The sequence below is a fragment of the Devosia sp. YR412 genome, from assembly GCF_900110945.1.
GTDB lineage: Bacteria > Pseudomonadota > Alphaproteobacteria > Rhizobiales > Devosiaceae > Devosia.
This window is the reverse complement of record NZ_FOFL01000008.1, coordinates 24,313-50,122: the sequence shown is the minus strand read 5'-3', so window position 1 is coordinate 50,122 and position 25,810 is coordinate 24,313. Positions and strand designations below refer to the sequence as shown.

The window sequence follows — 25,810 nt, the reverse complement described above, 5'->3', positions numbered from 1 at the left end:
CCTGCGGCCTGTCTGGACCCAGTGGAAAGGGAAGCCCCATGAGCCGCAAGGAATTTGATGTGTCGCGCATGCGCCGGCTCAAGCGCTATGCGACGCGTTATGGTCTCACCATTCTCACCGACGATAAGATGAAGGTGCTGGGAACCGCCGGCGGTCATCAGATCCGCGACGAAGAATACAAGATTTTGTACGGGAATGTGCCCAAGCCGTTTTCGGCATCGCTTGACGATATCGAGGCTTGGCTCGAGGCGAACACGGCGGGTGAAGCGTAAGGGCCGCTGCCCTATCTGTCCATGACCCTCCTGCAGGGCCCGGTCAAATTTTCATTATTTATTCTGTAACAGGAATCGCCGCACACTCTGTCCATTGGCTACACGGAGGTGCGTTCTTGTGTTCACTCTGATCAACGCCGACGCAGAAGACGACGACGCCGAAATCACCGATCCCCAGGAAATCGCAGAGCTCTTCGCTGCCATCGCCGCAGTCGCCATCGAGGCGATCGGCGTCGGGCAGGCCCGCGAGCTGTTCGATGCCGTGATCGAGCAGGACGGCAAAGACCCGAACTGACTGGACAAAACCACCGTCCCGGCAGGTCATACCCGGCCGTTGCTTTGCGAAGCAGTGGCATTATCGAACGGTCTTCCGAGCGCGGCAGAGTTCCGCCGCTTATGGACCGGGTTGACTGATCCGGGCGGGTCCATCAGGACTTGTCTATGCCCGTCTCCGCTACTTTCCCCAAGCCGACCATCATGCCGCTCGGCGATAGCGCCGTGCTCGTGCGCTTTGGCACGTCGCTCAGCGACGCTGCCAATCGCGCCACCATCGCCCTTGCGGCGCTGCTCGACGCTGCGCCGATTGCCGGCGTGGTGGAAATCATGCCCAATCTGGTGTCGCTGCTGCTGCGCTATGATCCGTTACTGACCGCGCCGGCCAGCATCGAGGGCGAATTGCGCCTGCGCCTGTTTGGTCTAGACGAGGCCGCAGAGGCGTCGCAGCGCTGGAGCATTCCCGTTAGCTTCGACGGTCCCGACCTCGACGAGGTCGCCGCTGCGCTTGGCATCAGCACTGCCGCTTTCGTCACAGCGCACAATGCCAACCCGCTCCGTGTCCTCGCCACCGGCTTTGCCCCCGGCTTCGTCTATTGCGGTCTGCACGACGGCCTGGTGCTGCCGCGCCGCCAGGAGCTCCGCGCCTCAGTGCCTGCCGGCAGCGTGCTGTTCGCCGCCGGCCAAACCGCCATCACCGCCACCGCCATGCCCACCGGATGGCATGTCATCGGCCGCACCAGCTTCAACAATTTCGATCCAACAGCGCATCCGCCAACCCAGCTCAGCGCCGGCGATCGCATCACCTTTACGGTCGCGCCATGAGCGCCGTCCTCAAGATCACCCGCGCCGGGCCGCTGACCAGCATCCAGGATCTCGGCCGCTTCGGCATGCTGCGCCACGGCATTTCCGCTTCCGGCCCGATGGATCGCATGGCTTATCTGGCCGCCGGGCAATTGGCCGGTGGCGGGCAGGGCGGTCTCGAATTCACCATGGCTGGGCTGGAACTAACCCTCGCTAGCGGACGATGCCGCGTGGGCTTTTCCGGCGGCAATTTCGTTATCCGTCGCAATGGACAGGCTCTCGCTTGGGACGGAACGGCAGAGCTCAACCCCGGCGACACACTCGCCATCACACCGGGCGCCTGGGGCAATTACGGCTATCTGCGTTTCGACGGCGACATAGCCGTCCCGCCGATGATGGGCAGCATCGCCACCAGCAGCCGCGCCGGCCTCGGCGGTCTCGATGGCCGTGCTTTGCGCGTCGGCGATGTGATCGAATTGTCCGGCTCGGGCGGCGCGCCGAGCCTACCCCTGATCGCCGAACGGCAGACCGGCCCCATCCGCGTCATCTGGGGCATCCACGCCGACCTGTTTGCACCAAACATCCGCCAGCGCTTTCTCGACGTCAGCTTCAGCATATCCTCCCGCCTCGACCGAATGGGCGTGCGGCTGGAGGACAGGGCGGAGGTCTTTGCCCATTCCTCCAACCTCTCGCTGGTCTCCAATGCCATCGTACCCGGCGATATCCAGATCCTTGGCGATGGCACGCCGATCGTCCTGATGCGCGACCACCAGCCGACCGGCGGCTATCCGCGCATTGCCACGGTGATCACGGCTGATCTGGATCGTTTCGCGCAATTGCGGCCCGGCAGCGCGGTTGCCTTTCAGCCGGTGACCTTGGAACATGCCCAGGCACTGTTGCGGGGCAGACCATGACCACCATCGACCTCAATGCCGACCTGGGCGAAGGCATGGGCACGGACGAGGACCTGCTGGAAATCGTCTCCAGCGCCTCGATCGCCTGTGGCGGTCACGCCGGCGATTCCGCGACGATCCGGCATATCCTGAAATTCTGCAAGGCGCGCGGCGTGCGCGCCGGCGCCCATCCCGGCTATGCCGATCCCAAGCGCTTCGGCCGCTTCCGGCTGGTCATGCCGCTCGATCAATTGCTCGGCCAGATTCGCAGCCAGCTGTTCCTCGTGCGCTTCATCGCCGACGAGGTGGGCACCCCGCTGAAATATGTGAAGCTGCATGGCGCCCTAGCCAACCAGACCGCCGAAGAGCTGGCCTTTGCCGTCGGCATTTTCGCCACCATCCAGGCCATGGACCCGAAAATGGCGGTGCTGGCGCTCGACAATAGCGAACAGGTCCGCGCCGCCAAGGCCGTCGGCATGCCACTCATCCGCGAGGCCTATGCCGACCGCGCCTATACCGCGGACGGACTGCTGGTGCCGCGCAGCCAGGAGGGTGCTGTGATCCACGACAGCGAGGCGGTGATCGCCCGCTGCCTGCGCCTGGCCAAGGCTGGCGAGATCGTCGCGATCGACGGCACCGTGCTCAAATCCTCCGCCCGCTCGATCTGCCTGCATGGCGATACGCCCGGCGCCGTCGATCTGGCCGGCGACGTCAGGGACGCGCTGGAAGGCGAGGGGATCACCATCGCCGCCGAGCCGCCGGAAATGCCGGATATGTAGTCGAAAAGATTACCCTGGGCCTCTCTGGGGAGAGGGTGAGTTCGGCACAATGCCTTTGGTTGAAAGGCCCAGGGTAGCTTAGATCGCCAAGTACTCGTGGCGAAGTTCGGTGTTTTCGAGGACCTCTCTCGCAGTGCCGGCAAAGGCCACCTCGCCGGTATCGAGGATCACCGCTCGATCGGCCAGTTTCAGCGCCGCCACGGCATTTTGCTCAACGATGATCGTGGTAATGCCCAGCGGCTTGATCGAATGCAGGATGCGCTCGATCTCCTGCACGATGACCGGCGCCAGCCCCTCATAGGGCTCGTCGAGCAGCAGGAGCTTCAAATCCCGCGCCAGCGCCCGGGCAATCGCCAGCATCTGCTGCTCGCCGCCCGAGAGCGTCACGCCCTCCTGCTTGCGCCGCTCTGCTAGCCGCGGAAAGCTCTGGTAAATCTGTTCGAGGCTCCAGCCATTGCCCGGCGCCACCTTGGCCAGGGTGATGTTTTCCTCCACCGTCAGGCCGGAGATAATGCGGCGATCTTCCGGCACCAGCTGGATGCCGGCGCGCGCGGCCTCGAAACTCTTCATCTTGTGGATTGGCTGGCCGTCGAGCCAGATTTCGCCCTGGCGCAATTGCGGATCGTCGGTGCGGGCAATGCTGCGCAGGGTTGAGGTCTTGCCGGCGCCATTGCGGCCGAGCAAGGCGAGGATTTCGCCCTGCCGCACATCGAGCGACACCCCCTGCACAATATAGCTTTCGCCGTAATAGGCATGCATGTCGCGGATCGAAAAGAACGGCCGCGTGGTCTCCAGCGTGGCAGCCGTGCTGCCGGCGAGCGTTCGAGCTTCCATGGCGATCGCGCTCATCAATGCGCTCCTCCGAGATAGGCTTCCTGCACCTTGGGATTGCCCCGCACCTGGTCGGGCGTGCCATCGGCGATGATGCGGCCCTGCGCCAGCACGGAAATCTTGTCAGCCAGCGAAAACACCACATGCATGTCATGCTCGATGATCACCTTGGTCATGCCGCGGCTCTTGATCTTCTTGAGCAGTTCGATGGTGGTATTGGTGTCGTGGCGCGACATGCCCGCCGTCGGCTCGTCGAGTAGCAGCAAGCGCGGATGCTGGATCAGGCACATGGCCAGCTCCATCCGCCGCTTGTCGCCGCGGCTGAGGCTGCCGGCCGCCATGTCGCGGCGGCCATACATGCCGACGTCTTCGAGCATGTCCTGCGCCTCGCGCAAAATGCCGGTCTCGCTGTCGAGCCCACGCAGCATGTTGAGCTTGAAGGCGCCGTCGCGCTTGGCCAGAGCCGGGATCATCACATTGTGCAGCACCGAGAGATCGGCGAAGATTTCCGGCGTCTGGAACACCCGGGCGATGCCCAGCTGGTTGATCTGATAGGGCTTGCGACCGGTCAGGATCGCGCCGTCGAACACCACCGTGCCCGAGGTCGGCGCCAGCTTGCCGATGATCACATTGAGCAGCGTCGACTTGCCGGCGCCATTGGGGCCGATGATGGCATGGGTCTGGCCCTCCTCGACCTGCAGGTCGATATCAGCCAGGGCATGCAGCCCCCCGAAGCGTTTGTGCACGTCAGCAACATGCAGGACGACATTGGGATTGGTCATGACTTCGTCCTCACTCGGCCGGTTGAACTTGCGATGCCGGCCGGTCGGGCGACTTGCGCTGTCGGTTGAACAGGTGGGCGATGCGGCGCACGCCCTCCATGATACCGCCGGGCAGGAAAACCACGATCAGCACGAACACCAGGCCCAGCGTCAGGAACCAGCCCTCGCCGACGAATTTTGAGGTGATGGCGACCATCACATTGTCGGCGCCTTCGGGCAGGAAGCCCCAGAAGCGATGCAGCATGGTGTCGTTGATGGCCGAGAAGATGTTCTCAAAATATTTGATCAGCCAGGCGCCGATCACCGGTCCTACTAGCGTGCCGGCGCCGCCGAGAATGGTCATCAGCACCACCTCGCCCGAGGCGGTCCACTGCATGCGTTCGGCGCCAGCGAGAGGATCGGTGACGGCCAGCAGCGCACCGGCGAGCCCGGCATACATGCCGGAGATGACGAAGGCGGCCAGTGTATAAGGCTTGGTGTTGAAGCCGGTATAGTTCATCCGCGTCTGGTTGGATTTGATGCCCTTGAGCATCATGCCGAAGGGCGAATTGGTGATGCGCTGGGCGATGAAGAAGGCGAGGATCAAAAAGCCGGCGCAGAAATAGAAGCCGGCAAAGCCGCCGAGCGACTGACCCAACAGTGTCGGCACCGGCTGCCCGGCCTGGGCCGAACCCATGGCGGCATCGAGATAACGCGGATCGTTGAGCGTGAGTTGGAGCCCGGTCTCGCCGTTGGTGATGGGCGTCAGCACGGAATAGGCGAGATTGTAGCTCATTTGCGCAAAGGCCAGCGTCAGGATCGAAAAGTAGATGCCGGAACGCCGCAGGCTGACATAGCCGATCAGTAGCGCAAACAGCCCCGAAACCACGATGGCGAAGAGCATGGCCGGAATAGCGTCGAGGCTGAGCAGCTTGAACGACCAGACGGCGGCATAGGAGCCGACGCCGAAAAAGGCAGCGTGGCCAAAGCTCAGGTAACCGGTGAGGCCAAACAGGATATTGAAGCCGACGGCGAAGATTCCGAAGATCATGAAGCGCTGCAAGAGGTCCGGATAGGCGGCGCCGAAGGGCTGCAGCCAGAGCGGCATGGCCAGCACCACCAGGGTGAAGCCCAGGAACAGCAGCAGGTCGTTGCGTGACATGGCGCGCATATCAGCTCTCCATCACGCCACGCCGGCCGAACAGGCCTCGCGGCAATACGAGTAGAATGACTACGGCGACGAGATAGATGATGATCTGATCGATGCCGGGAATGAGGGACTTCACCTGCGTCATCGAGGCGAAGCTCTGGAGAATGCCGAGCAGGAAGCCGGCAGCCACAGCGCCGGGCAGCGAGCCCATGCCGCCCACCACGACCACGACGAAGCTCAGCACCAGGAAGTCCATGCCGATATGATAATTGGGCGGTAGGATCGGCGTGTACATGACGCCCGCCATGCCGGCGACCACGGCGGCAAGGCCGAACATGATGGTGAAGCGCCGGTCGATATTGATGCCGAGGAGCCCCACCGTCTCGCGATCCGCCATTCCGGCCCGCACCACCATGCCGAACGTGGTAAACTGCAGGAAGGCAAAAACCCCGGCGATGATGGCAAAGGAGAACAGGAAGTAGACCAGCCGCCAGATCGGATAGGTGATGACATTGGCCTGCATGCCGAGGAACGCGCCGATATCGGCCGCGCCGCGCAGGTCGCTGGGCATGGGTTGGGGAATGGGATTCGGCCCGAAGAAGCTCTTGATTAGTTCCTGCGCCACGATGGCGAGGCCGAAAGTGACGAGAATCTGCTCGGCATGCGGGCGCTTGTAGAAATGCTTGATGATGCCGCGCTCGAGCCCGATGCCTACCAGCAGCATGATCGGAATGGTGATGATGATCGAGGCCGGCACCGAGTAGTTTACCAGCACCGCGCCGAAATCGCCGAACCAGGCCTGCACCAGCGGCTCGCGCACTTCGAGCGGCGCGCCCCAGGGCGACAGTTTGGTCGGATCGACGGTGACGGTTTCCAGCGTCAGCAGCTGGCGGAACAGCACGGCGCAAAAGGCGCCCAGCATGAACAGCGCGCCATGCGCAAAATTGACCACGCCCAGCGTGCCGAAAACCAGGGTGAGCCCCAGTGCGATCAGCGCATAGGCCGCGCCCTTGTCGAGGCCGTTGAGAAATTGCAGGAAGATGACTTCGAACATGGAAATGCTCCGGTTCACCTCTCCCTTTGGGGGAGAGGTGGCGTTTCGGTGTGCCTAGGGCGTCAAGCCGCCATCAGCACATCGGCACAGGCTCGGCCGGCCCCAGATCCCCGCCAAAGATGGTCGGGTCATAGGCCACGGCGTCGCGCGGGATTTCCTTGACGATATTGAGCACGTCATATTCGCTGGTCGGCGCGTCATTGCCCTGCACCACGAGCACATTCTTGATGCACTGGTGATCCTCGGCGCGATACAGCGTCGGGCCATTGCCCATGCCGTCGAACTCGAAGCCTTCCAGCGCCTTGATGACTTCGGGCGGATAGAAGGTGCCGGCGCGTTCCACTGCATCGGCATAGAGCAGGGCCTGCACATAGGCGGTGTGGGCAGCCTGCGAGGGCGGCGCGCCATAGGCGGCACCAAAGCTCTTGGTGAAGGCCACCGTCCCCGGATCCTGCAGGTTCCAGTGCCAGTTGGAGGTGCCGAAAATGCCCTTGATATTGGCACCGGCGCCCTTGGCCATCAGTTCGGAGAACAGCGGCACGACGATCTGGAAATCCTTGCCATTGGCCTGGCGGTCTCGCATGCCAAACTGCACCGCCTGGGTCAGCGAGTTGACCATGTCATTGCCATAGTGGTTGAGGATCAAAACGTCGGCGCCAGAATTGAGCACCGGCGTCAGATACTGGCTGAAGTCGGCCGCGCCCAGCGGCGTGCGCACGGCTTCGACGGTCTGCCAGCCGAGGCCTTCGGTGGCGGCCTTCATCGATTCTTCCTGGGTCCAGCCCCAGGTGTAGTCGGCAGTGAGATGATAGGCGCGGCGGTCGGCGCCATAGGCATCGACAATGGCTGGCGCCAGGCCAATGCCCGACTGATAGGCGTTGAAGAAGTGGCGGAAGCCGTAGCGGCGCTTGTCTTTGCCGGTAGTGTCGTTGGAATGGGTCAGGCCCGCCATGAAGATGACGCCCATTTCCTGGCACAGGCCCTGCACGGCAATGGCTTCGGCCGATGACGAGCCGCCGGTGACCATGATGGCGCCATCGCGCTCGATCATCCGGGTGGCGCCGGCCCGGGCCACGTCGGCCTTGGTCTGACTGTCCGAGGTCACGAAGGCGACTTTCTTGCCCAGCACGCCATTGCCCTTGAGCGCGGTCGGGGTGAGCACGTTGATCAGCCCGCCATCGCCTTCGCCGTTCAGATGCTGGACCGCCAGTTCGTAGGCCTTCTGCTCGTCGGCGCCTTCTTCGGCATAGGCGCCGGTCAGGGGCAGGTTAAGGCCGAAGGTCACGGTGTCGCCGGTCGGGTTGTTGCAGAATTCCTGCGCCCAGGCGCCCTTGCTGAAGATCAGCGGCGAAACGCCGGTGCCGATAATGCCGGCCATGCCGGTCTGCAGCACGCGGCGGCGGCTGAGACCACGCTTGAGAAGTGTCATTGTTTCCTCCTTTTGGCGCGGGGCTTCCGATACATGGCCGGCAGCTCACCGCAGGGAGGATTATGAGCCGCATCCGAAAACGGCAGCAATAGTCCGTTGTAAATGCAGCGATATTCTGTAAATAATTGTGCTGCTGCAGCGTGATAATAGTCAATTGATTGACATACATGCTGCGCGGGAGGACTTGTTTCATGCGCGCGCCTATTGGCTTTCGCATCAGCAACCGCAGGAAATCGCTCAAGATTTCCCAGGCGGCACTGGCACGTCTGGTCGGCATTTCGGCCAGCTATCTGAACCTGATCGAAAACAACAAGCGCGACATCGGCGGGGCACTGCTCAACCGCGTCGCCGCCCAACTCTCGATCGATATAGACGAGCTGGCCGGACGCAGCGAGCAGAAGCTGCTGCAGGATCTCGAAGAAGCCTTCGCCGATCCGCTGCTTGAGTCGCTGCCTTTCCAGCCCGACGAGAGGCGCGAGCTGGTGGCACAATATCCAGCCAGCGCCGGCGCGCTGTCACGCCTGCATCGCGCCTATGGCGCGGCCGTCACCAGCGCCGATGCCTATGCCGACCGGTTGCGCTCGGACCCGTTGCTCAGCCAATTGCTGCACCAGATCCTCTCCGGCATCACCGCCATCCGCTCCAGCGCCGAAATCCTTGAAGACGTCGCCGATCTCGACGAAGCCGAACGCCGGCAGTTCCTCGCCGCCATTGGTCGTGACAGCCGGACCCTTTCCGAAGTCGCGAGAAACCTGATCGGCCAGTTCGACACCTCAAGCCAGATCCGCCGCAGCGTCTCGCCGGCCCGTGAAATCGACGACCTGCTGATCGAGCGCGAAAACCATTTTCCACTGCTCGAAGATGTAGCCGACGCGTTACGCTTGGAGGCCGGGCGGGCAGGGACGTTTGGCAGCGCCACGCTCTCCAGCCTGCTTGCTGAAAAGTTTGGCGTCGAGGTTCGCATCGGCGGCTTGCCCAGTGAGCCCGAATATCCCGGCCAGTACCGTTTCGACCCCACGACCCGCCTGATGTGGTTCCACGGCGCCACCACCCTGGCGACACGCCAGTTCCAGCTCGCCCGCCTCTATGGCGAGCTCGCCGCGCCCGACGCCATCGCCGCATCGCTCGAACAGGCGACGCTCTCGACACCCACCGCCCGGCGCCTGGCCGCGCGCGCCGTCGGCTCTTATCTGGCCGGCGCCATGGTCTTCCCCTATGCCCGCGTGCTCGCCGATGCCGAGGCCTGCGCCTATGATATCGACCACCTGCGCCAGGTCTATCACGCCAGCTTCGAGCAAGTGGCGCATCGCCTCGTCAGCCTGCGCCGCCCCGGCCAGCAGGGCATTGCCTTCGGCTTCCTGCGCTCCGACCCCGCCGGGCGCCTGACCAAGCATTTCCCGCTGCCCGGCCTCCTCTTGCCCAATAGCGGCCACGCCTGTCCGCTCTGGGCCATCTATGGCGCCTTCCGCACGCCCGACGTGCCGTTGCGCCAAGTGGTCCGCTTCTCCGATGGCTCGCGCTATCTCTTCCTCGCCCGCACCGTGCAGCGGCGCACCGCCTCCTTCCACGAATCCGCCGTTGCCTCCTCGGTCATGCTGGCCTGCGACGTGCTGCAGGCCGACCGCACCGTCTATGCGGCCGGCCTCGATCTGTCCGATCTCGATGCCGATATTCCGGTCGGCCCCTCGTGCCGCCTCTGTCCGCGCCGTGATTGCCCGAGCCGGCAGGAGGAGGCGCTGTCCACGCAAGGCCAGTCCCGCACCCGCGGTCCATTGCTGCCCCGCAGTTTAGCGCTTGGCGATCCTCCGTGATTGCGCTTTAGTATCGCCATCTGCGGAGGGGAGACCGCGGATAGGTCGAGGGGGGACTTTGGCAATCGATATTCTCATCGCCGAGGATGAGCCGAGCATTCTTGAATCGCTCGATTTCATCCTGCGGCGCGCCGGCTGGAGCATCAGCGCGGTCAGCGATGGCGATGCGGCGCTCGATGCCGTGCGCCGCCTCAAGCCGCGTATGCTGGTGCTCGACGTCATGCTGCCCAAGCGCAGCGGCTTCGATGTGCTCAAGCAAATCCGCGCCAGCCTCGAGACCGCCAGTCTGCCGGTGCTGATCCTCACCGCCAAGGGTCAGCAGCAGGACCGGCGCATTGCCGAGGAACTGGGCGCCGACGGTTTCGTCACCAAGCCCTATGCCAATGCCGATGTGGTCGGGGCGGTGCGGCACCTGCTGGGCGAAGATGTCGGAACGCCCTAGGCGCATCCGCGGCGGCATGTTCCTGCTGACCATGCTTGGCGGCCTGCTCATGCTGCCGCCGCTGGTCTATGTGTTTGACCAGAACATCAGCCATTTCGGCATTCCGCAAATCGTCTTCTACCTCTTCGCGCTCTGGCTGCTGCTGGTCATCGGCACCGGCCTTCTGGCCCATGCCATGCCGCGCGATCCCGGCGACGGAGAGGGCTGATGCTGTCGGCCGATTTCGTTATCGCCACCGCCATCGCCTATGTCGGCCTGCTGTTCGTGCTCGCCTATTTCGGCGATCGCCGCGCCCGCAGCAACAAGCGCTCCTTCCTCCATTCCCCAGCCGTCTATACGCTCTCCATCTCGGTCTATTGCACCAGCTGGACCTTCTATGGCGCCGTCGGCAATGCCGCCCGCTCGGGCCTTGAATTCCTCACCATCTATCTGGGCCCGACGCTCGTCTTCGTCGGCTGGTGGTTCCTGTTGCGGCGGCTGGTCCGCATCAGCCATCTGCAGCGCATTACCTCGGTGGCTGATCTGCTGTCCTCGCGCTTCGGCAAGTCCAACCGGCTGGCCGTGCTGATCACCTGCATCGCCGTGGTCGGCATCGCGCCCTATATCGCGCTGCAGCTCAAGGCCGTGACATCATCGATCCAGGCTGTCGCCGGCTCGTCCGAATTCGGCCAGGGCAGCCTGCAGGGCATTGACGACGTCGGTCTTGCCTTCGGCATTGCCGCCGGCATGGCGCTGTTCACTATCCTGTTCGGCACCCGCCATGTCGACGCCAAGGAACAGCATCACGGAGTGGTCGCCGCTATCGCTTTCGAGGCCGTGGTCAAGCTGACGGCGCTGCTCGCCGTCGGTATTTTCGTCGTCTATGTCGGCGGCGGCTTCGAGAGCATTTTCGCCGAAGCCGCTGCTAAGGGCATCGTCGTCGATGCGCAGGACACATTCGACGCCCGCTGGCTGACGACGCTTGGCCTGTCCGTCGCCGCCATCGTCTGCCTGCCGCGCCAGTTCCAGGTGACGGTGGTGGAAAATTCCGACGAGAACCACCTGCGCGTCGCCAGCTGGGCCTTCCCGGCCTACATGCTGCTGATGAGCCTGTTCATCCTGCCCATCGCCGTCTTCGGCCTGACCAAGATGCCGGCCGGTTCCAATCCCGACATGTTCGCGCTCACCCTGCCTCTGGCCTTCGGTCAGGATGGGCTGGCGCTATTTGCCTTCATCGGCGGCTTTTCCTCCGCCACGTCGATGATCATCCTTGAATCCATCGCTCTCTCGATCATGGTCTCCAACCATATCGTCATGCCGCTGATCCTGCGCTTCAGTTCCGGCGTCAGCAGCGACGGCCGCGGCGTCACCCGGCTGCTTTTGGTGGCCCGGCGCTTTTCCATCGTGCTGATCCTGTCACTGGGCTTTTTCTATTTCTTCTTTACCCGCGACAGCGACGCGCTGGCGCCGATAGGCCTCATCTCCTTCACCGCCATCGCCCAGTTCTTCCCCGCCGTCATCGCCGCCCTGTTCTGGCGCGACGCCTCGCTCAAGGCCGCCACCACGGCCATCGCCGCCGGCTTCGTCTTCTGGGTCTGGTGCAGCTTCCTGCCCAGCTTTGAATCGGTATCGCCGCATGTCGCCTGGCTTTTGGCCAATGGCCCCTGGGGCATCTCCTGGCTGCGCCCCGAAGCCATGTTTGGCCTGGACGGGCTCGATCCTTTGGCCCATGCCGCCTTCTGGAGCCTCTCGGCCAACATCCTGCTGCTGACCCTGGTTTCGCTCGTCACCTCGCCCTCGGCGCTGGAGCGTATCCAGGCCAGCATTTTTGTGGATGTGTTCAAGCGCGGCCATGTCCCGCGCGGCAATTTCGTGCCGGGCTCGGCCACCGCCAACGACCTGTTCTTCGTCGCTGAACGCGTGCTCGGCGATCGCCGCGCCGCCGCTCTCTTCGAGGCCGAGGCCCGCGACAGCGGCGTCGATCCCGACATGCTGGAGCCATCGCCCGGTTTCATCGGCCGGCTGGAGCGTGAACTCGCCGGCTCGATCGGCGCCGCCTCGGCCCACGTCATGCTGTCGAAAGTCGTCTCCGGCAGCGATGTCTCGCTTGAGGAAATGATGCAGATGGCCGACGAGACCCAGCAGGTCATCAGCTATTCCCAGGAGCTGGAAAAGACCTCGGCCGAACTGCGCTCCACCGCCCAGCAGCTCGAAGACGCCAATGCCCAACTACGCGAGCTCGACAGCCAGAAGGACGAATTTTTGAGCCAGGTCAGCCATGAGGTGCGTACCCCGATGACCTCCATCCGCTCCTTTTCGGAAATCCTGCTCGATGGCGGCGAAATCGACGCCGGCCAGCGCCAGCATTTCGTCTCGACAATCCATCAGGAAAGCCTGCGCCTGACCAAGCTGCTCGACGAAATTCTCGATCTCTCGGCGCTGGAGCGTGGCGAACGAAGCTGGGAAAACCGCCCCGTCGATGCCGAAGCCGCACTCGACCGGGCGCTGACCGTCTGCGAAGGCCTGCTGCGCGGCGTCATGGTGGAGCAGGGCGGTCGCGCCCAAACTACCATGGTCGAAGGCGATGCCGACCGGCTCTGCCAGGTGTTCATCAATCTCATCAGCAATGCGGTCAAATACAATGACTCGGCCAAGCCGCTGCTCCGCATCGCATCGACCGTGCGCGCCGGCAGCTATACCGTGGATATCGCCGACAATGGCCCCGGCATCGCCAAGGGCGAGCGCAAGCTGATCTTTGAGAAATTTTCACGCGGCCAGCGTGCCACCGACCAGAGCGGGGCAGGGCTCGGTCTCGCCATCTCCCGCCAGATCGTCACGCGCATGAACGGCTCGCTGGACCTCGTGCAGGGCGCATTGCCGGGCGCCTGTTTCCGCGTGCGGCTGGCGGTCATGCGCTAGTGATTACCGCTATCGGGAATGTTCAGCACATGCCCGCAGGCCTTGCAGTGCACGGCATCCGGCTCATGCTTGCTTAACCCGCATTGCGGGCAGGGAAAATGCACCTTGGCCGGCCGGAAGATCGACTGCGCCAGCCGCACGAACAGTGAAATGCCGATGATCATGATGATGATCGACGCTAGTTTACCCCCGCTGCCGGGCAGGGTGATGTCGCCAAAGCCGGTGGTCGTCACCGTCGCTACGGTAAAATACAGCGCATCGATATAGCCCGCGATGCTCGGCTCGTCGCCGCGATTGGCAAAGGCGGTATAGACGAAGCCGGTCACCACGAAGAGAAAAACCAGCAGGTTGATCACCGCCTGCACCGGTTCCTGGTAGATCCCCAGCCCGCGTTTCTTCAACGGTCGCCAGAACCCCGTGCTCCGTGTCAGCGTCCAGAGCCGCAGGATGCGCAGAAAGCCGAGGTTGATGAGCCAGGCGGGCGCCAGCAGGGTCGCGAGAATGAAGATATCGACGATGACCGGCATCTGCCGCAGCCAACGCCAGATATCGGTAGAGGCCAGCGCCCGGGCGATCAGGTCGAGTGCCAAGAGCGCCGCGATCGAATAGTCGATCCAGAGGAACGCCTCGTTCTCGCGCAGCAAAGGGGTGGCGATAAAGAAGACGATGATCGCCAGGTCCACCACCAGCACGGCAAATTGGAAGCGCTGCGCGCCCGGCGCCGAGCTGTGATAGAGCAGACGCAGTCTGCTCCGCAGACGAGCGAAGCCGGATTCTTGGGGTGTGGTCTCGACGACCGTCTTGGGTTTCTTGCTACGCATCACCAACTGCCTTGCCAGCCTGCAACAGCGAGCGCAAGAAGACGTTCCCGTTCGGGGCCAGACATTTCAAGGTAGTTCGACGATGACCATCTCCGTCTATGACGTGACCGTGCCGGTATTCACCCGCATGCTGACCAATCTGCTTGCCGTTATGGACAAGGCCGAAGCCAATGCCGGCGAGCGCAAGTTCGATACCGCGGTGTTTTCAGACATGCGCCTGTCGCCCGACATGATCCCCTTCCGCGGCCAAGTCATGATCGCCACCGACCATGCCAAGGGCTGCGTCTCGCGCCTGGCCGGCAAGCCCGTTCCGTCCTGGCCCGATGAAGAAAAGACCTTCGAAGAACTGCGCGCTCGCATCCAGAAGGCGCTCGATCTCCTCGCCACCGTCACGCCCGAAGAGCTGGCCGGCAGCGAAGACCGCGACGTCACGCTTAAGCTCGGCGGCAAGGATGTCACCATGAACGGCCTCGTCTACGTGACCGAGCGGGCGCTGCCGAACTTCTTCTTCCACGTTACCACCGCCTACGCGATCCTGCGCCACGGCGGCGTGCCGGTCGGCAAGCGCGACTATATTGGCTAAGCAAAAACCTAGTTCTTGCCACCCGGCCGCACGACAGGCGTTGTCGTTGCGGTCGGCGTGGTGGAACCGCCGTTGGTCTGCGTGCCCGTGGTCGTCGTCTGCGTAGCCGGCGAACTGGATCCCGGATTGGCGTCCGTCCGGCTCTCGACACAGGTGCCCGGGTTGCGCACGCGGAACGGCTGCAGCAAGGCACCCTGGAACCGCGCATAGCGGAATTCTGCGCTCAGCGGCTCCCTGCTGGGGTCATTGCGGCGATACAGCAGGGTGCGCTGGTTGCTCGCCAGACCCACTTCGCAGCGGCTGGTCAACTCCTGACAATCGTTGGCGTCATTGCAGACCCGCAGGGCGCCATCGAACAGCATCACCTTGGTATTGCTGCGCTCCACCACCAGGTCGAATTCGGTACCGCGCACCGCAATCGAAGCCGTCGGGGTATTGATCGTATAGGCCGGCTTCGGACTCTTGCCGGTGATGAAGCGGAACGAGCCGCCCAGCGCATTGATGGTAAGCTTCTGCGCCCGGTTGTTGCTCGCCAGCAGGTAGTTTTCTATCAAAAGCGCCGAGCGCGGCCCCACCACGAGGCGCGTCTCGTCGTCAAAGATGATCTGCACCTGGCCGACGGCGCCGGTGACGATGACCTCGCCCACCGACACATCGGCGCCCACCTGCAACACGCGATCGGTGCTACCCAGCCGTGCCGAGGCATCCGGATTGACGCCGACCGCCGTGCCTTCGCCCTCGGCAAAAGCTGGAACAACAGCCAGCAATAGGCCCAATACAAATAAAACTGTGCGTGAAAACTGTTTCATCATGGCCTGCTTGTCGCAATGCTTGGGTGAACCGGCAATGAACGACACTATTCGCGAGACGACCGGCGCCACAAGAGCCTCACGAAACGCCATACGCAGCTTGGGAAAAGCATGCGCCTCTGTTGCCGTAACCCCAAGCAAAGGTTAATGGCAGCAGATTACGCGGCGTCGTCCGCAGCCCAGCAAGAGGCAAAGATGAGACTGGCATTCGTCATACCGGCCTATAATGAAGAGGCGCTGATCGGCAAATGCCTGGAATCGGTGGTGGCCGAGATTGCCCGCTCGGGCGTTGATGCCGAAATCATCGTGGTCAACAATGCCTCCACTGACCGCACGGGCGAGATCGCCCGCAGCTTCCCCACCGTCCGCGTCGTCGACGAGCCCAAGAAGGGCCTGGTCAATGCCCGCGACGCAGGCTTTGCCGCCAGCGAAGGCTTTGACCTCGTCGCCAATATCGACAGCGACACCATGGTGCCCGAGGGCTGGCTGACTACGGTCGCCGACGAATTCAACCGCGACCCCAAGCTGGTCTGCCTCAGCGGCCCTTACGTTTATTACGACATGAGCCCCTGGAGCCGTTTCCTCGTCGGCATGTTCTATGGCCTGACCTGGCTGATCTATGTGCTCAACCGCTATATCCTGCGCGTCGGCTCGGTGGTGCAGGGCGGCAATTTCATCTTCCGCCGCCAGGCCTGGGCCGATGTCGGCGGCTATGACCGCTCCATCCAGTTCTTCGGCGAAGACACCGATGTGGCCGTGCGCCTGTCCAAGGTTGGCGGCGTCAAATTCACCTTCAAACTGAAAATGAAGACCTCGGGCCGCCGCCTCGAGAAGGAAGGCGTGTTCCGCACTGCCGGCACCTATACGCTCAACTTTTTCTGGGTCACCTTCCGCGGCAAGCCGGCCACCAAGGACTATACCGACGTCCGCCCCGACTGAGCCAGATCGGCAACAGCACGGTTACCTGCCATTAAGTTTCCCAAAAGCCGGGAATCATCGGATGCTGTATCTGCGCTAGTGTGACGTGCCGCATGGTGCGGCTGAGGACTGGACCGTGCCGACGATCCCCTCGCAACTACCACAACCGACGACGGCGGCCCGCACCGGCACGCTGCAGGCGCTGGCTTTGCAGTCGGGCCAGATGCTCGATGCGAAAATCATCGGCGCAATGCCCAATGGCGGCACCCAAGTCGAAATCCGCGGCCAATTGCTCAATCTCATGCTGCCGGTCCCGGTCAAGCCTGGCGACACCATCCAGCTGCAGGTGCAAGGCGCCGGGCAGCAGATGAAACTGGCGCTGCAGGTGGTGACGGCACCTGTCACCCCGCCCGCCAGCCCCGCACCTGCTGCACCGCCGCCGCAGTCCAATACGCCGCTCGCGCCACCGCAGGCCCAGCCAGCGCCGCAGCCATTGGCCACTGCGCAAGCCGCTGTACCGCCGCCAGCCGCGCAGGCCGCAACCGCGCCCCAGCCATACGCACAGCCACTGGCCCAGCCGCCCGTCACCACGGCTCAGCCGGCGGCGCCGCAGGCACCCCTGGCCACGCAATCGGCCCCACCGCTGACGCAAGCGATCCCACCGCCGCTCTACCCGCAATCCCCCGCCAACCCCAATCCCGTCGCCGTGGCCCATGCCGCCACCGCCGCGCCGCAACCGGCCCCAGCCGTCAGCGCCCCCTCGGCCGGCGTCGCGCCTATCATCGCCGCCGCCCCCGTCGGCGGCGCCACCAGCAATCCGCTCTCCGGCAATCCGACGCCGCAGTTCTCCACCGCGCAGGCCGCGCTGGCCCAGATGGTTCACACCGACGTACCGCAGCAGGGCTCCATCACCGCTCTCACCACGGCGCTGACCAGTCTCGCCGGCAAGGTCGTGTTGCCCGAGCCGGTGGTGAAGGCCGCCCAGCAGGTGCTCGCCGGCCGCGTCGCCATCGACGCCCCCAAATTCGACGGCGCGGCGCTGCAGTCTGCCATCCGCGGCTCGGGCATTTTCCAGGAGTCGGCACTGGCGCAAAGCCAGTCGCCGCTGCCACAGACCGACATGAAGACCGCGCTGCTCACCCTGCGCCAGACCCTGACCACCTGGCTCGGCCAGCAGGCGCCTACGGCCGCCGTCTCGCAGATCGCCCCGCCGCTAAAAGGGCAGGTGCCGCGCGCCCGGCCCGGTGAGGCACCGCCGATCGATCCCGATGCGCCACCCGAGGAAATCGGCAAGCACCTGCTCGAACGCACCGAATCCGCGCTGGCCCGCACGCGCCTCCATCAACACGCCTCGCTGCCTGACCCCGTCGCAAAGACTGCCGACTGGAGCATGGACCTGCCGGTGCTGATCGGCCAGCACCAGACGCTGATGCAGTTCCAGATCCACCGCGACCAGCAGGGCGATAGCGATGCCGTCACCGAGCGCGGCTGGCAGATGCGCTTTGCCATCAACCTGCCCGAACTCGGCGAGGTCGGCGCCCAGGTGTCGCTGCGCGCCGGCACCACCGGCGTCATGCTCTGGGCCAGCGATCCCGATGCCGCCGCTGCGCTCAACGAAGAAGTCGGCCTGCTGCGCGAAGCCCTCTCCGCCGCCGACCTCCGCCTCGGCGCGGTCATCGTCCGCTCGGGCGAGCCGCCGGCACCCGCCGTAGCGCCCTCCGGGCATTTCTTGGACGCCCGCTCATGAGCGACGAGATCAAGCCCCAGGCCCTGGCCGTCGCGCTGCAATATGAAAAGGGCAGCCGCGAAGCCCCCAAAGTCGTCGCCAAGGGCCGTGGCCTCCTCGCCGAGCGCATCGTGGAACTGGCCGAGGAAAACGACATCATCATAGAAGCCAATCCCGTCCTCGCCCAGGCCCTGAGCGGTGTCGAGCTCGACGACACCATCCCGCTCGAACTCTACGAGGCCGTCGCGGTGGTCATTGGCTTTGTGCTGCGGGTCAGCGCCAAGACCTAGGCAAAGAAAAACCCCGCAAACCATAGGCTTGCGGGGCTAAATTCATGTAACTGATGCGCTACTGAACGCCAAGCATCTGCTTGGTGGCCTGCTCGGCCATGTCGGCGGCCTGCTTGACCTGTTCGGGCGTCATGTTCTGTGCCTTGGCCATGTCCTCGGCGGCCTTACGGGCCTGAGCAATGGCTTCTGCCTTCTGCTCAGGGGTCATCGAAGCGGCCTGCGCCTGTATCGCCTGCATGGCCTGTTCCGGCGTCATTGCCGATGCATCAGCTGGCGTCGCTGCAGCGGCAGCCGGCGCTGCAGCGGCCGGGACAGCCGGAACGGCGGCCGCCGCAGGCGCCGCAGCCGGTGCGGCTTCAGCCGGGGTCTGCGGATCGCTGCAAGCGGCCAGGGTCAGCATGGCAAGAGCGGCGACGGGCAGCAAAAATTTGGCGATCATGAAAATTTCCCTCTGGATTCGGCACCTTAACGGCCGATCACGACCTCGTTACACCGCGGGCTCCGGCAAAGTTTGGGCGTTGGCATGGCGAGAATGGGGCAGGGACAGGCAATCATGCTCACAACCATTGCAACGCCGCATAGGCTTTCCCACTTGTTAAAACAGAAAGCGTCATTCAGGGAGCAAGACCATGCCGAATAGTCAGGACCAGCAGGCCATCGACAGCCTGTTCGACCGTATTGAGGAAGTCGCCCGCAAGTCGGCGCCGCGTGACGCCGATGCCGAGGTGATGATCCAGCAGCGCCTGCGCGACTATCCGCCCGCGCCCTACTACATGGCGCAAACCATCCTGATCCAGGAACAGGCGCTGCGGCAGGCGCAGGAGCGCATCGAGCAATTGGAGGCCAGCCAGCGCCCGGCCGGCGGCTTTCTCGGCGGTCTGTTCGGCGGCGAGGAACCCCAGCGCCAGCCACAGGCGCGGGCACGCGGCCCCTGGGATCGCCAGCAGCAGGATGATTTCAACCGCCGCGGCGTTGGTGGTGGTTTTCTGGCTGGTGCCGCGCAGACCGCGCTCGGCGTCACCGGCGGCGTGCTGCTCGGCAGCGCCATCGCCGGCATGTTTGCCGGCGGCGTCAATGCCGCGGAAGTTACCCCTATTGATGAAGCGCCGCAGCCCGACGATCAGGATTTCGACGCCGGGGGTGACGATCTCGGCGGCGGCGACTTTGACTTCGGTGGAGACTTTTAACCGCAATATAAATCAGAGATGAACGCCGGCTTCGGCGGGCGTTCAACTTGCCTGGTTTACGGCTATACTCATTGTAACGCTGACAAGGGTTTGGCCATGCTCACCACCAATCGTCACCGCCGGATTTTCCTGCGCAATGCGCTGTTCCTGGCCGCCATTACCGCCATTGCGGTGCTGCTCGGCGTTCCCGCCAAGGCCTATGAGGCCCAACAGCTGTTTTCCAATGACGAGGGGCAGGTCGAATTCGTCATGCCTTCCGGCAACATTGGCTGTATCTACACGCCGGCCGGCGGCACCTCGGTCTATGAGACCCAGGATGGCCTAGCCGAAATCCAGTGTGATCGCATCGAGCCCAACTATATCCGCGCCATTCTGGGCGGGCAGGGCGAGGGCTACATTCTCAGCGATGTGGGCGACGCCAGCTGCTGCTCGCTGAGCCAGACCTTTGACTACGACCATGTCGTAACGCTCGGGCCGTTCCAGTGCCTCTCCGAGCGCCAGGGTCTGACCTGCGCCCGCGACGATGGCCACGGCTTTTTCCTCAGCCGCAAGCTGGTGCAGGCCAAGTAGTCTAGAACGTGCCCGGCGTGCGCTTTTCGTAGAATTCGTTGCCGCCCGCTTCGAGCACATAATACATGTTGTTATAGGGAAAGCGCAGGCCGGCCGTGTGGAAATGCTGGGCATTCTGCACGCCCGGATGCCGCGCACCGGCCAGCACCGCGTCGGCCATCTGCGAGGCGAGCACCGCGCCGCTGTCGGTCATCTTCTTGGTGAGCACGCCCTGGGCGAACTGGTTCTTCTGCCCGACCACGCCGCAGACCGAGCGAGGATAGCGCCCGTCATAGACCCGGTTCATCACCACCGTGCCGACTGCCAGCATGCCATCGGAGCTCGAACGGTTGGACTCGAAATACATCGCGCGCATCAGGCATTCCTTCTCGGAAAGCTGCGCCATGCCGAAGTTGATGCCGAGAAAACTGCAGCCGCCGAGGCTCGTCGCGACGATACTCAGCGCGGCTATCCGCAGGAGGGCTTTTGAAAGCGCCATGGGGCATCTCCGGTCTGTTGCAATTGTGCAAGTTTGACCGAAAATGCCCCAATAGGCTTAAGGCTCGCTTCACCCAAAGGGTTAGCGAAACGTAAACTTAGTCGCGGGTGAAGAGGAGAGCCGAGAGCAGGGCGATGGTGCCCAGCACGGCGATCACCGGGATCGGGTTTTCCTGAACGGCCTTGCTGGCCACATGGGCCTGCTTGTTAGCCTGACGCAGAGCGATCGAGCCCTGGTGGCGCACTTCCTTGGCCAGCGCCACGGCATTGTGCTGCACATCATGCAGGGCATTGCCGCTGTAATCGTTCACCGCGTCGGTGATCTCGGCGATCTCCTTGCGCAGCACTGCGATCTGGTCGAGCAGGGCTTCGGTGATGTCTTCGCCATCCTTGCGGGCAGCCCTGATTGTACGTTTTGCCGTGATGGCCATGATGACGCTCCAAGAGTGAATTGACTGCTCGCTCAACTCACCCTGCGGCCGGAAGTTCCGCCGGGGCCGATTTCCGCGGCAGTTTCACGCAGCAATGATTGAAAAAATCCCGCCGCTGCCCTTGGATAGACGCTATTCTCATCCCAGATGCTGGACAGGCATTTGCCACCAGAGGGGACATGACCAATGGCATCCAAGAGCCACGCCCGCCTCAATCGCCAGTTCGACCGCTTGCAGAAGCGCATTCCGGAAGCGGCGGCACGCCTGCTCGAGCGGCTCCGCCGGCCTGAAGCGCGGCTGATCCGCATTCCGCTTGGCATCCTGCTAGTCCTGGGTGGTATCTTCAGCTTCCTGCCCGTGCTCGGCATCTGGATGCTGCCGCTCGGCCTGCTGCTCCTGGCTATCGACCTGGTCATCCTGCAGGGCCCGGTCAATTCCGCCATCGTCCGCGGCACCCGCAAATATTCCACCTGGAGCCGTGCTCGTCGCGACAAGAAGGCCGCCGCCAGCAATCAGCGGTAGGCGCTTTCGATCAGATCGATCGCCGCGGCCAGCTTTTCGTCGATGACATGCAGATATTGCGTCCAGTCATCGACATGGCCCAGTTCGTCGGCGCCGTCGGAAATCCCGCGCAGCGCCAGCAACGGCACGCCAAACCCCTGGCAGGCCCGCAGCACGGCATAGGTCTCCATATCCACCATCTCGGCGCCGATCCCATCATAAGTCGCGCCGGACACCACATTGCCGCCCGTCGATAGCGTCGCCGTGGGCAGGCCGTCCAAAGTTGCCAGCGGCAGCACTGGCGGCAGGTCCAGAAACGGCGTTTGTCCTTTGGGAAAACCAAGCGCTGACGCATCCATGTCGCGATAGGAAACGCTGCTGGCCTGATAAACGCCGCAATGTTCCAGCACCCGCGATCCGGCCGAGCCGAGCGACACCACAAGCCGGGGCAGGGTGCCTTGATGGGCCGCTTCGGCCAATGCCCGCGTCACCGCAATAGCAGCCTCCACCGGCCCCACGCCGGTCATCACCGGCGTGATCCGCGCCTGCAGATGCGGGCCATATTCGGCCTGTGCAGCCATGACATAGAGGATGGTCATGCCTGCATCCCTAGCATGGAAGATTGGCTTGCGCAGCCGCGCCGTTACCGCTTCGGTAAGAGGCATGTGACAAACTGATGACTGAGTTGAGTATTCAGGGGATCAAAGTGCGTTTCGCGGTTATTGAAGGTAGCAAATGGGGTGAGCCGTCCTGGCAGTCCAACAGCGCCTCCCAAGCCAGGGTTCTCGTCGAGGATGTCGAAGCCGAAGCCCGCCGGCGCCTGCGATCCTGCAAGATCAGCGACTACCGCACCCGCGAATTCCTCACCGGCCAGCCCATGCCGGACGCCATCCGCCACTTCGCCCTGCAAGTCGAATTCGCCGCCCAGGCCATCGCCCGCCTGTCGCCGATCCCGGACGATTTCGACAGCGACGTATACTGGCCGCAGATGCTTTAGCCAAACCGTCTGCGCCTCTTACCTCTCCCTTTGGGGGAGAGGTCGGCGTAGGCCGGGTGAGGGGGACGTTCGCCGTCAAGCCGCCTTCTTCACCTTCGCCACCCGCTTGCGCGCCGGCCTGATCTCCGCCACGCCTGCGGCCGCTATCTCGGCCAGCGCCTTGAACCAATATTGCTGGTCCAGTCCGGCCGGGCAGCCGTCCTGTTCCCACATCTCATAGGCACGGCGTCTGACCTGGTCTTCCATCGGTAACCTCATGCTGACTGGTGGCCCCAGCCTGCGCCAACATGGTTTCCATCGGGTGAACATGTCGAATTGGCGCCAGCTCGTTCGTCATGCTGACAGGACATGTCAGGCCGCAATGCTGCATTGGGTCGGACAGGTTTTCCGACTATTGTCCGCATGATAGCGAAAGCAGAGCCAGACCATGACCCCGTTTCACCAAATCCTCGGCAACAATCTCGTCGCCAATATCACCAATTTCACGGTGTGGTTCGCGCTGACGTTCTGGATCTTCATTGAGACCCAGTCTGTCTTCGCCACCGGCATGGTGGCCGGCATTTATCTGGTGTTCACGGCCGCCTTCGGTATCTGGTTCGGCAGCATCGTCGACCACAATTCCAAGCGCCTCGCCATGATGGGCTCGAGCGTTGTCTCGGCCGCTTTCTACACGATCGCACTCGCCATGGTTTTCCTCGAGCCCGAGGGCGGTTTCGAAAATCCCTATGGCTGGTACCTTTGGGCCTTCGTCTTTCTCATCATGCTGGGTGTCATCGCCGGCAATATCCGCTCCATCGCGCTGCCGACGCTGGTCACCATCCTCATTCCCGAGGGCGAGCGCGACAAGGCCAATGGCCTCGTCGGCATGGTCAGCGGCATCGGCTTTCTCACCACTTCGGTGATCTCCGGCTTCCTCGTCGCCTGGGGCGGCATGCTGGCGACGCTGGTTCTGGCACTGGTCCTGACGCTGCTGGCCTTCGCGCATCTGCATTTCGTCAAGGTGGACGAAGGCCACGTCGCGCTCGCCGAGGGCGAAGTGGCCGAACCCAAGCGCGTCGACCTCAAAGGCACCATTGCCGTCATCGCCGCCGTGCCGGGCCTCTTTGCGCTGATCTTTTTTGCCACCTTCAACAATTTCCTTGGCGGCGTCTTCATGGCGCTGCTCGATGCCTATGGCCTGTCGCTGGTCTCGGTGCAGGTCTGGGGGCTGACCTTCGGCGTGCTCTCCATCGCCTTCATCATCAGCGGCATCATCATCTCCAGGGTCGGTCTGGGAAAGAACCCGCTCCGCACGCTTCTGCTGGTCAATGTCATGACCTGGACGGCCTGTTGCTTCTTCACCATCCAGCCCAGCTTCTGGCTGCTGGTCGCCGGTTGCGCCATCTGGATGTTCCTCGGCCCCTTCGCCGAGGCCGCCGAACACACGACTTTACAAAAGGTCGTGCCGCTGGAACGCCAGGGCCGCGTCTTCGGCTTTGCCCAATCGATCGAGCAAGCCGCCTCGCCGCTGACTGCTTTCCTGATCGGCCCGCTGACCCAATTCGTGGTCATCCCCTTCATGACCGACGGCGCCGGCGCCGCAGCCATCGGCCCCTGGTTCGGCACCGGCCCGGATCGCGGCATCGCTCTGGTCTTCACCGTGGTCGGCGTGATCGGCGTCGTCGTCACGTTGATCGCGATGAACTCGCCGCAGTATCGCCAGCTGTCGAAAGCCTATGCCGATGCGCCGGACAATGACGACGGGGAGGGCGGTGCCGCGGTTGCAACGCCGGCCTAGGCCGGTTGCAACCGCCCGTCGATCTCGACCGGCCCAGACGGCTTCGGAAAGGTCAGCGCCACCAGCGCCGCGGCAATGCCGATGCCGGCCGAGCTGACATAGAGCCATTGGTAATCGCCAAACGTATCGAACAGCCAGCCGCCGCCCACTGGCCCAAAGGCCATGCCGATCGACGACGTCATGGTGATCCCGCCCAGCACCGTACCCATCACCTTGGGGCTGAAATACTCGCGGGCCAGCACGGCATAAAGCGGCATAACCCCGCCATAAGCGAGGCCCAGCACCGCCGCCAGCATGTAGAACTGCGTCAGCTCGTCGATGTAGATATAGCTGTAAATGCCCACCGCCTGCAGCACGAGCCCGCCGACGATCACCCGCTTGACCCCGACCCGGTCTGCCAACAGGCCGAACAACAGCCGCCCGAACAGGCCCGCCAACCCTTCGACACTATAGATGCTGGCCGCCGCCATCGCCGAAGCGCCGCACAACATGGCATAGCTCACCGTGTGGAAGATCGGCCCCGAATGCGCCGCGCAGCACAGGAAAAACACCGCTGCCAAAACGATGAACTGCGGCCGCTTCATTACCGACAGGATCGACGTTCCCTGCGCTGGCGCCGCGACAAGACCGGCCTGCGGCGCTTCCTCCACAGCCGGCGGCGGTCGTCGCACCAGCAGCGCCAACGGCAGGATGATCAGCGTCGCCATCAGCGCCGTGGTCATCATGGCAGTGCGCCAGCCCATCTGCTGGATCAGCACCGTGGCCAACGGCGTCATCACCATCGGCGCCACGCCACCACCCAGCGAGACCAGCGAGACGGCCAGGCTGCGATGCTTGTCGAACCAGCCCAGCACGGTCGCCATCAACGGCGCGAAGAAGGCGCCGCCCGACGCGCCAACCAGCCCGCCATAGGCGATCTGGAACACCAGTATATCCGTCGCCTGGCTGGCAATGAACAGCCCGATCCCCAGCGTCACCGCGGCGATGAGCACCACCGGCCGCGCCCCGATCCGGTCGGTCAGCGTGCCCCACAGAAATCCCGCCACGCCCATCACCAGAAAGCCGATGGTCATGGCGCCGGATATGCCGGCCCGCGTCCAGCCGGTCTGGTCGGCGATCGGTTGCAGATAGACGGGCAGGGCGAACATCGCGCCCATTGCCACACAGGTGATCAGCGCTCCCGCACCGACGATGACCCAGCCGTAATTGCGTTCCATATGACAGACCCTCCCAGTCCTGCCCGATCGACGAACCAGCCCGACCCGGATCGACATCGCCCTCAAGAATATTGCGTCTGCCACATAAACTGCGCAAGGGACCGCAGAC

At 63.6% G+C, this 25,810-nt stretch carries 30 protein-coding genes and 1 pseudogene; 18 read left to right on the top strand and 13 right to left on the bottom strand.

Annotated elements, in window-relative coordinates; translation table 11 throughout:
• Window positions 1–38: 38 nt before the first annotated feature.
• The 5 genes from BM045_RS18230 to BM045_RS18215 all read left to right on the top strand — a co-directional run bounded on the left by BM045_RS18230 (window position 39) and on the right by BM045_RS18215 (window position 3,021).
• Window positions 39–272 carry a hypothetical protein gene (locus BM045_RS18230; RefSeq protein ID WP_092185884.1) on the top strand — a complete coding sequence of 78 codons (234 nt, stop codon included), beginning with the start codon at window positions 39–41 and terminating at the stop codon, window positions 270–272.
• A gap of 118 nt (window positions 273–390) precedes the next feature.
• A complete protein-coding gene (locus tag BM045_RS19020; RefSeq protein ID WP_156460475.1) occupies window positions 391–567 on the top strand; it encodes a hypothetical protein in 177 nt (58 codons plus the stop codon).
• A gap of 146 nt (window positions 568–713) precedes the next feature.
• A complete protein-coding gene (locus tag BM045_RS18225; RefSeq protein WP_092185882.1) occupies window positions 714–1,370 on the top strand; it encodes a 5-oxoprolinase subunit B family protein in 657 nt (218 codons plus the stop codon).
• The gene (locus tag BM045_RS18220) at window positions 1,367–2,263 is read left to right on the top strand and encodes a 5-oxoprolinase subunit C family protein (protein ID WP_170848586.1); all 897 of its coding nucleotides are present in this window, start codon (window positions 1,367–1,369) and stop codon (window positions 2,261–2,263) included. Before BM045_RS18225 ends, BM045_RS18220 begins: the two co-directional genes overlap by 4 nt.
• Window positions 2,260–3,021 (top strand): LamB/YcsF family protein, encoded by a 762-nt coding sequence (locus BM045_RS18215; protein ID WP_210185045.1) that lies wholly within the window; start codon window positions 2,260–2,262, stop codon window positions 3,019–3,021. The genes BM045_RS18220 and BM045_RS18215 overlap by 4 nt, the downstream gene beginning before the upstream one ends.
• Before the next feature lie 78 nt (window positions 3,022–3,099).
• Here BM045_RS18215 and BM045_RS18210 read toward each other — a convergent pair whose 3' ends face one another.
• From BM045_RS18210 to BM045_RS18190, 5 genes are all read right to left on the bottom strand, one after another.
• A complete protein-coding gene (locus BM045_RS18210; protein WP_244523066.1) occupies window positions 3,100–3,855 on the bottom strand; it encodes an ABC transporter ATP-binding protein in 756 nt (251 codons plus the stop codon).
• A 14-nt stretch (window positions 3,856–3,869) separates the two neighbouring features.
• Window positions 3,870–4,634 carry an ABC transporter ATP-binding protein gene (locus BM045_RS18205; protein WP_092185876.1) on the bottom strand — a complete coding sequence of 255 codons (765 nt, stop codon included), beginning with the start codon at window positions 4,632–4,634 and terminating at the stop codon, window positions 3,870–3,872.
• A gap of 10 nt (window positions 4,635–4,644) precedes the next feature.
• On the bottom strand, window positions 4,645–5,784 hold the full coding sequence (locus BM045_RS18200) for a branched-chain amino acid ABC transporter permease (protein ID WP_092185874.1): 1,140 nt from the start codon (window positions 5,782–5,784) through the stop codon (window positions 4,645–4,647).
• Between the two features lies 1 nt (window position 5,785).
• Entirely contained in the window at window positions 5,786–6,817 is a 1,032-nt protein-coding gene (locus BM045_RS18195) for a branched-chain amino acid ABC transporter permease (RefSeq protein ID WP_092185872.1), read from the bottom strand.
• 73 nt (window positions 6,818–6,890) lie between these two features.
• On the bottom strand, window positions 6,891–8,246 hold the full coding sequence (locus BM045_RS18190) for a substrate-binding protein (protein WP_092185870.1): 1,356 nt from the start codon (window positions 8,244–8,246) through the stop codon (window positions 6,891–6,893).
• Window positions 8,247–8,437: 191 nt separating this feature from the next.
• Here BM045_RS18190 and BM045_RS18185 point away from each other — a divergent pair, with 191 nt between their 5' ends.
• The 4 genes from BM045_RS18185 to BM045_RS18170 are packed head-to-tail and all read left to right on the top strand — an operon-like array spanning window position 8,438 to window position 13,397.
• A complete protein-coding gene (locus tag BM045_RS18185) occupies window positions 8,438–10,057 on the top strand; it encodes a helix-turn-helix domain-containing protein (RefSeq protein WP_170848585.1) in 1,620 nt (539 codons plus the stop codon).
• Between the two features lie 58 nt (window positions 10,058–10,115).
• Window positions 10,116–10,499, top strand: coding sequence for a response regulator transcription factor (locus tag BM045_RS18180; protein ID WP_092185866.1), 384 nt, complete (start codon window positions 10,116–10,118; stop codon window positions 10,497–10,499).
• Window positions 10,483–10,707: a hypothetical protein gene (locus BM045_RS18175; RefSeq protein ID WP_139198836.1), complete on the top strand. Its 225-nt coding sequence runs from the start codon at window positions 10,483–10,485 to the stop codon at window positions 10,705–10,707. The genes BM045_RS18180 and BM045_RS18175 overlap by 17 nt, the downstream gene beginning before the upstream one ends.
• Window positions 10,707–13,397, top strand: coding sequence for a sensor histidine kinase (locus BM045_RS18170; protein WP_092185862.1), 2,691 nt, complete (start codon window positions 10,707–10,709; stop codon window positions 13,395–13,397). The genes BM045_RS18175 and BM045_RS18170 overlap by 1 nt, the downstream gene beginning before the upstream one ends.
• Here BM045_RS18170 and BM045_RS18165 read toward each other — a convergent pair.
• Entirely contained in the window at window positions 13,394–14,218 is an 825-nt protein-coding gene (locus BM045_RS18165) for an ion channel (RefSeq protein ID WP_092185964.1), read from the bottom strand. The two genes, BM045_RS18170 and BM045_RS18165, sit on opposite strands and share 4 nt — an antisense overlap.
• An 82-nt stretch (window positions 14,219–14,300) precedes the next feature.
• On the opposite strand from BM045_RS18165, the gene BM045_RS18160 reads away from it, so the two are divergent.
• Complete coding sequence (locus BM045_RS18160; RefSeq protein WP_092185860.1) at window positions 14,301–14,801, top strand: DUF1993 domain-containing protein; 501 nt, start codon at window positions 14,301–14,303, stop codon at window positions 14,799–14,801.
• Window positions 14,802–14,809: 8 nt separating this feature from the next.
• On the opposite strand, the gene BM045_RS18155 is transcribed toward BM045_RS18160, so the two are convergent.
• A complete protein-coding gene (locus tag BM045_RS18155) occupies window positions 14,810–15,703 on the bottom strand; it encodes a FecR family protein (protein WP_092185858.1) in 894 nt (297 codons plus the stop codon).
• A 102-nt stretch (window positions 15,704–15,805) separates the two neighbouring features.
• On the opposite strand from BM045_RS18155, the gene BM045_RS18150 reads away from it, so the two are divergent.
• The 3 genes from BM045_RS18150 (at window position 15,806) to BM045_RS18140 (ending at window position 18,544) form a co-directional block, all read left to right on the top strand.
• Window positions 15,806–16,549: a glycosyltransferase family 2 protein gene (locus BM045_RS18150; RefSeq protein WP_092185856.1), complete on the top strand. Its 744-nt coding sequence runs from the start codon at window positions 15,806–15,808 to the stop codon at window positions 16,547–16,549.
• Between the two features lie 115 nt (window positions 16,550–16,664).
• The gene (locus BM045_RS18145) at window positions 16,665–18,275 is read left to right on the top strand and encodes a flagellar hook-length control protein FliK (protein WP_139198835.1); all 1,611 of its coding nucleotides are present in this window, start codon (window positions 16,665–16,667) and stop codon (window positions 18,273–18,275) included.
• Entirely contained in the window at window positions 18,272–18,544 is a 273-nt protein-coding gene (locus BM045_RS18140; RefSeq protein WP_092185852.1) for an EscU/YscU/HrcU family type III secretion system export apparatus switch protein, read from the top strand. The genes BM045_RS18145 and BM045_RS18140 overlap by 4 nt, the downstream gene beginning before the upstream one ends.
• Window positions 18,545–18,602: 58 nt before the next feature.
• Here the strand turns inward: BM045_RS18140 and BM045_RS19080 are convergent, their stop codons facing one another.
• A complete protein-coding gene (locus BM045_RS19080; RefSeq protein ID WP_210185044.1) occupies window positions 18,603–18,983 on the bottom strand; it encodes a hypothetical protein in 381 nt (126 codons plus the stop codon).
• Window positions 18,984–19,173: 190 nt separating this feature from the next.
• Between BM045_RS19080 and BM045_RS18130 the strand changes: the two genes are divergently transcribed.
• Both BM045_RS18130 and BM045_RS18125 read left to right on the top strand, forming a co-directional pair.
• Window positions 19,174–19,731, top strand: a complete 558-nt coding sequence (locus BM045_RS18130) for a DUF2076 domain-containing protein (RefSeq protein ID WP_092185850.1) — start codon at window positions 19,174–19,176, stop codon at window positions 19,729–19,731.
• Window positions 19,732–19,827: 96 nt separating this feature from the next.
• Complete coding sequence (locus tag BM045_RS18125) at window positions 19,828–20,301, top strand: hypothetical protein (protein ID WP_244523064.1); 474 nt, start codon at window positions 19,828–19,830, stop codon at window positions 20,299–20,301.
• Between the two features lie 19 nt (window positions 20,302–20,320).
• On the opposite strand, the pseudogene BM045_RS18120 reads toward BM045_RS18125, so the two are convergent.
• Window positions 20,321–20,686, bottom strand: a pseudogene (locus tag BM045_RS18120) (cell wall hydrolase); the annotation flags it as partial.
• A 190-nt stretch (window positions 20,687–20,876) separates the two neighbouring features.
• Window positions 20,877–21,209 (bottom strand): hypothetical protein, encoded by a 333-nt coding sequence (locus BM045_RS18115; protein WP_092185846.1) that lies wholly within the window; start codon window positions 21,207–21,209, stop codon window positions 20,877–20,879.
• Window positions 21,210–21,395: 186 nt separating this feature from the next.
• On the opposite strand from BM045_RS18115, the gene BM045_RS18110 reads away from it, so the two are divergent.
• Window positions 21,396–21,731 (top strand): hypothetical protein, encoded by a 336-nt coding sequence (locus BM045_RS18110; RefSeq protein ID WP_092185844.1) that lies wholly within the window; start codon window positions 21,396–21,398, stop codon window positions 21,729–21,731.
• Here the strand turns inward: BM045_RS18110 and BM045_RS18105 are convergent.
• Window positions 21,722–22,309: a 5'-methylthioadenosine/S-adenosylhomocysteine nucleosidase gene (locus BM045_RS18105; RefSeq protein ID WP_244523063.1), complete on the bottom strand. Its 588-nt coding sequence runs from the start codon at window positions 22,307–22,309 to the stop codon at window positions 21,722–21,724. The genes BM045_RS18110 and BM045_RS18105 overlap by 10 nt on opposite strands.
• Before the next feature lie 107 nt (window positions 22,310–22,416).
• On the opposite strand from BM045_RS18105, the gene BM045_RS18100 reads away from it, so the two are divergent.
• Window positions 22,417–22,707, top strand: coding sequence for a hypothetical protein (locus tag BM045_RS18100; RefSeq protein ID WP_092185840.1), 291 nt, complete (start codon window positions 22,417–22,419; stop codon window positions 22,705–22,707).
• Between the two features lie 75 nt (window positions 22,708–22,782).
• On the opposite strand, the gene BM045_RS18095 is transcribed toward BM045_RS18100, so the two are convergent.
• Window positions 22,783–22,953 (bottom strand): DUF2934 domain-containing protein, encoded by a 171-nt coding sequence (locus BM045_RS18095; protein WP_210185043.1) that lies wholly within the window; start codon window positions 22,951–22,953, stop codon window positions 22,783–22,785.
• A 181-nt stretch (window positions 22,954–23,134) separates the two neighbouring features.
• On the opposite strand from BM045_RS18095, the gene BM045_RS18090 reads away from it, so the two are divergent.
• Entirely contained in the window at window positions 23,135–24,484 is a 1,350-nt protein-coding gene (locus tag BM045_RS18090; protein WP_092185836.1) for an MFS transporter, read from the top strand.
• Here BM045_RS18090 and BM045_RS18085 read toward each other — a convergent pair.
• The gene (locus BM045_RS18085; RefSeq protein ID WP_092185834.1) at window positions 24,481–25,701 is read right to left on the bottom strand and encodes an MFS transporter; all 1,221 of its coding nucleotides are present in this window, start codon (window positions 25,699–25,701) and stop codon (window positions 24,481–24,483) included. The genes BM045_RS18090 and BM045_RS18085 overlap by 4 nt on opposite strands.
• Window positions 25,702–25,810: the final 109 nt, after the last annotated feature.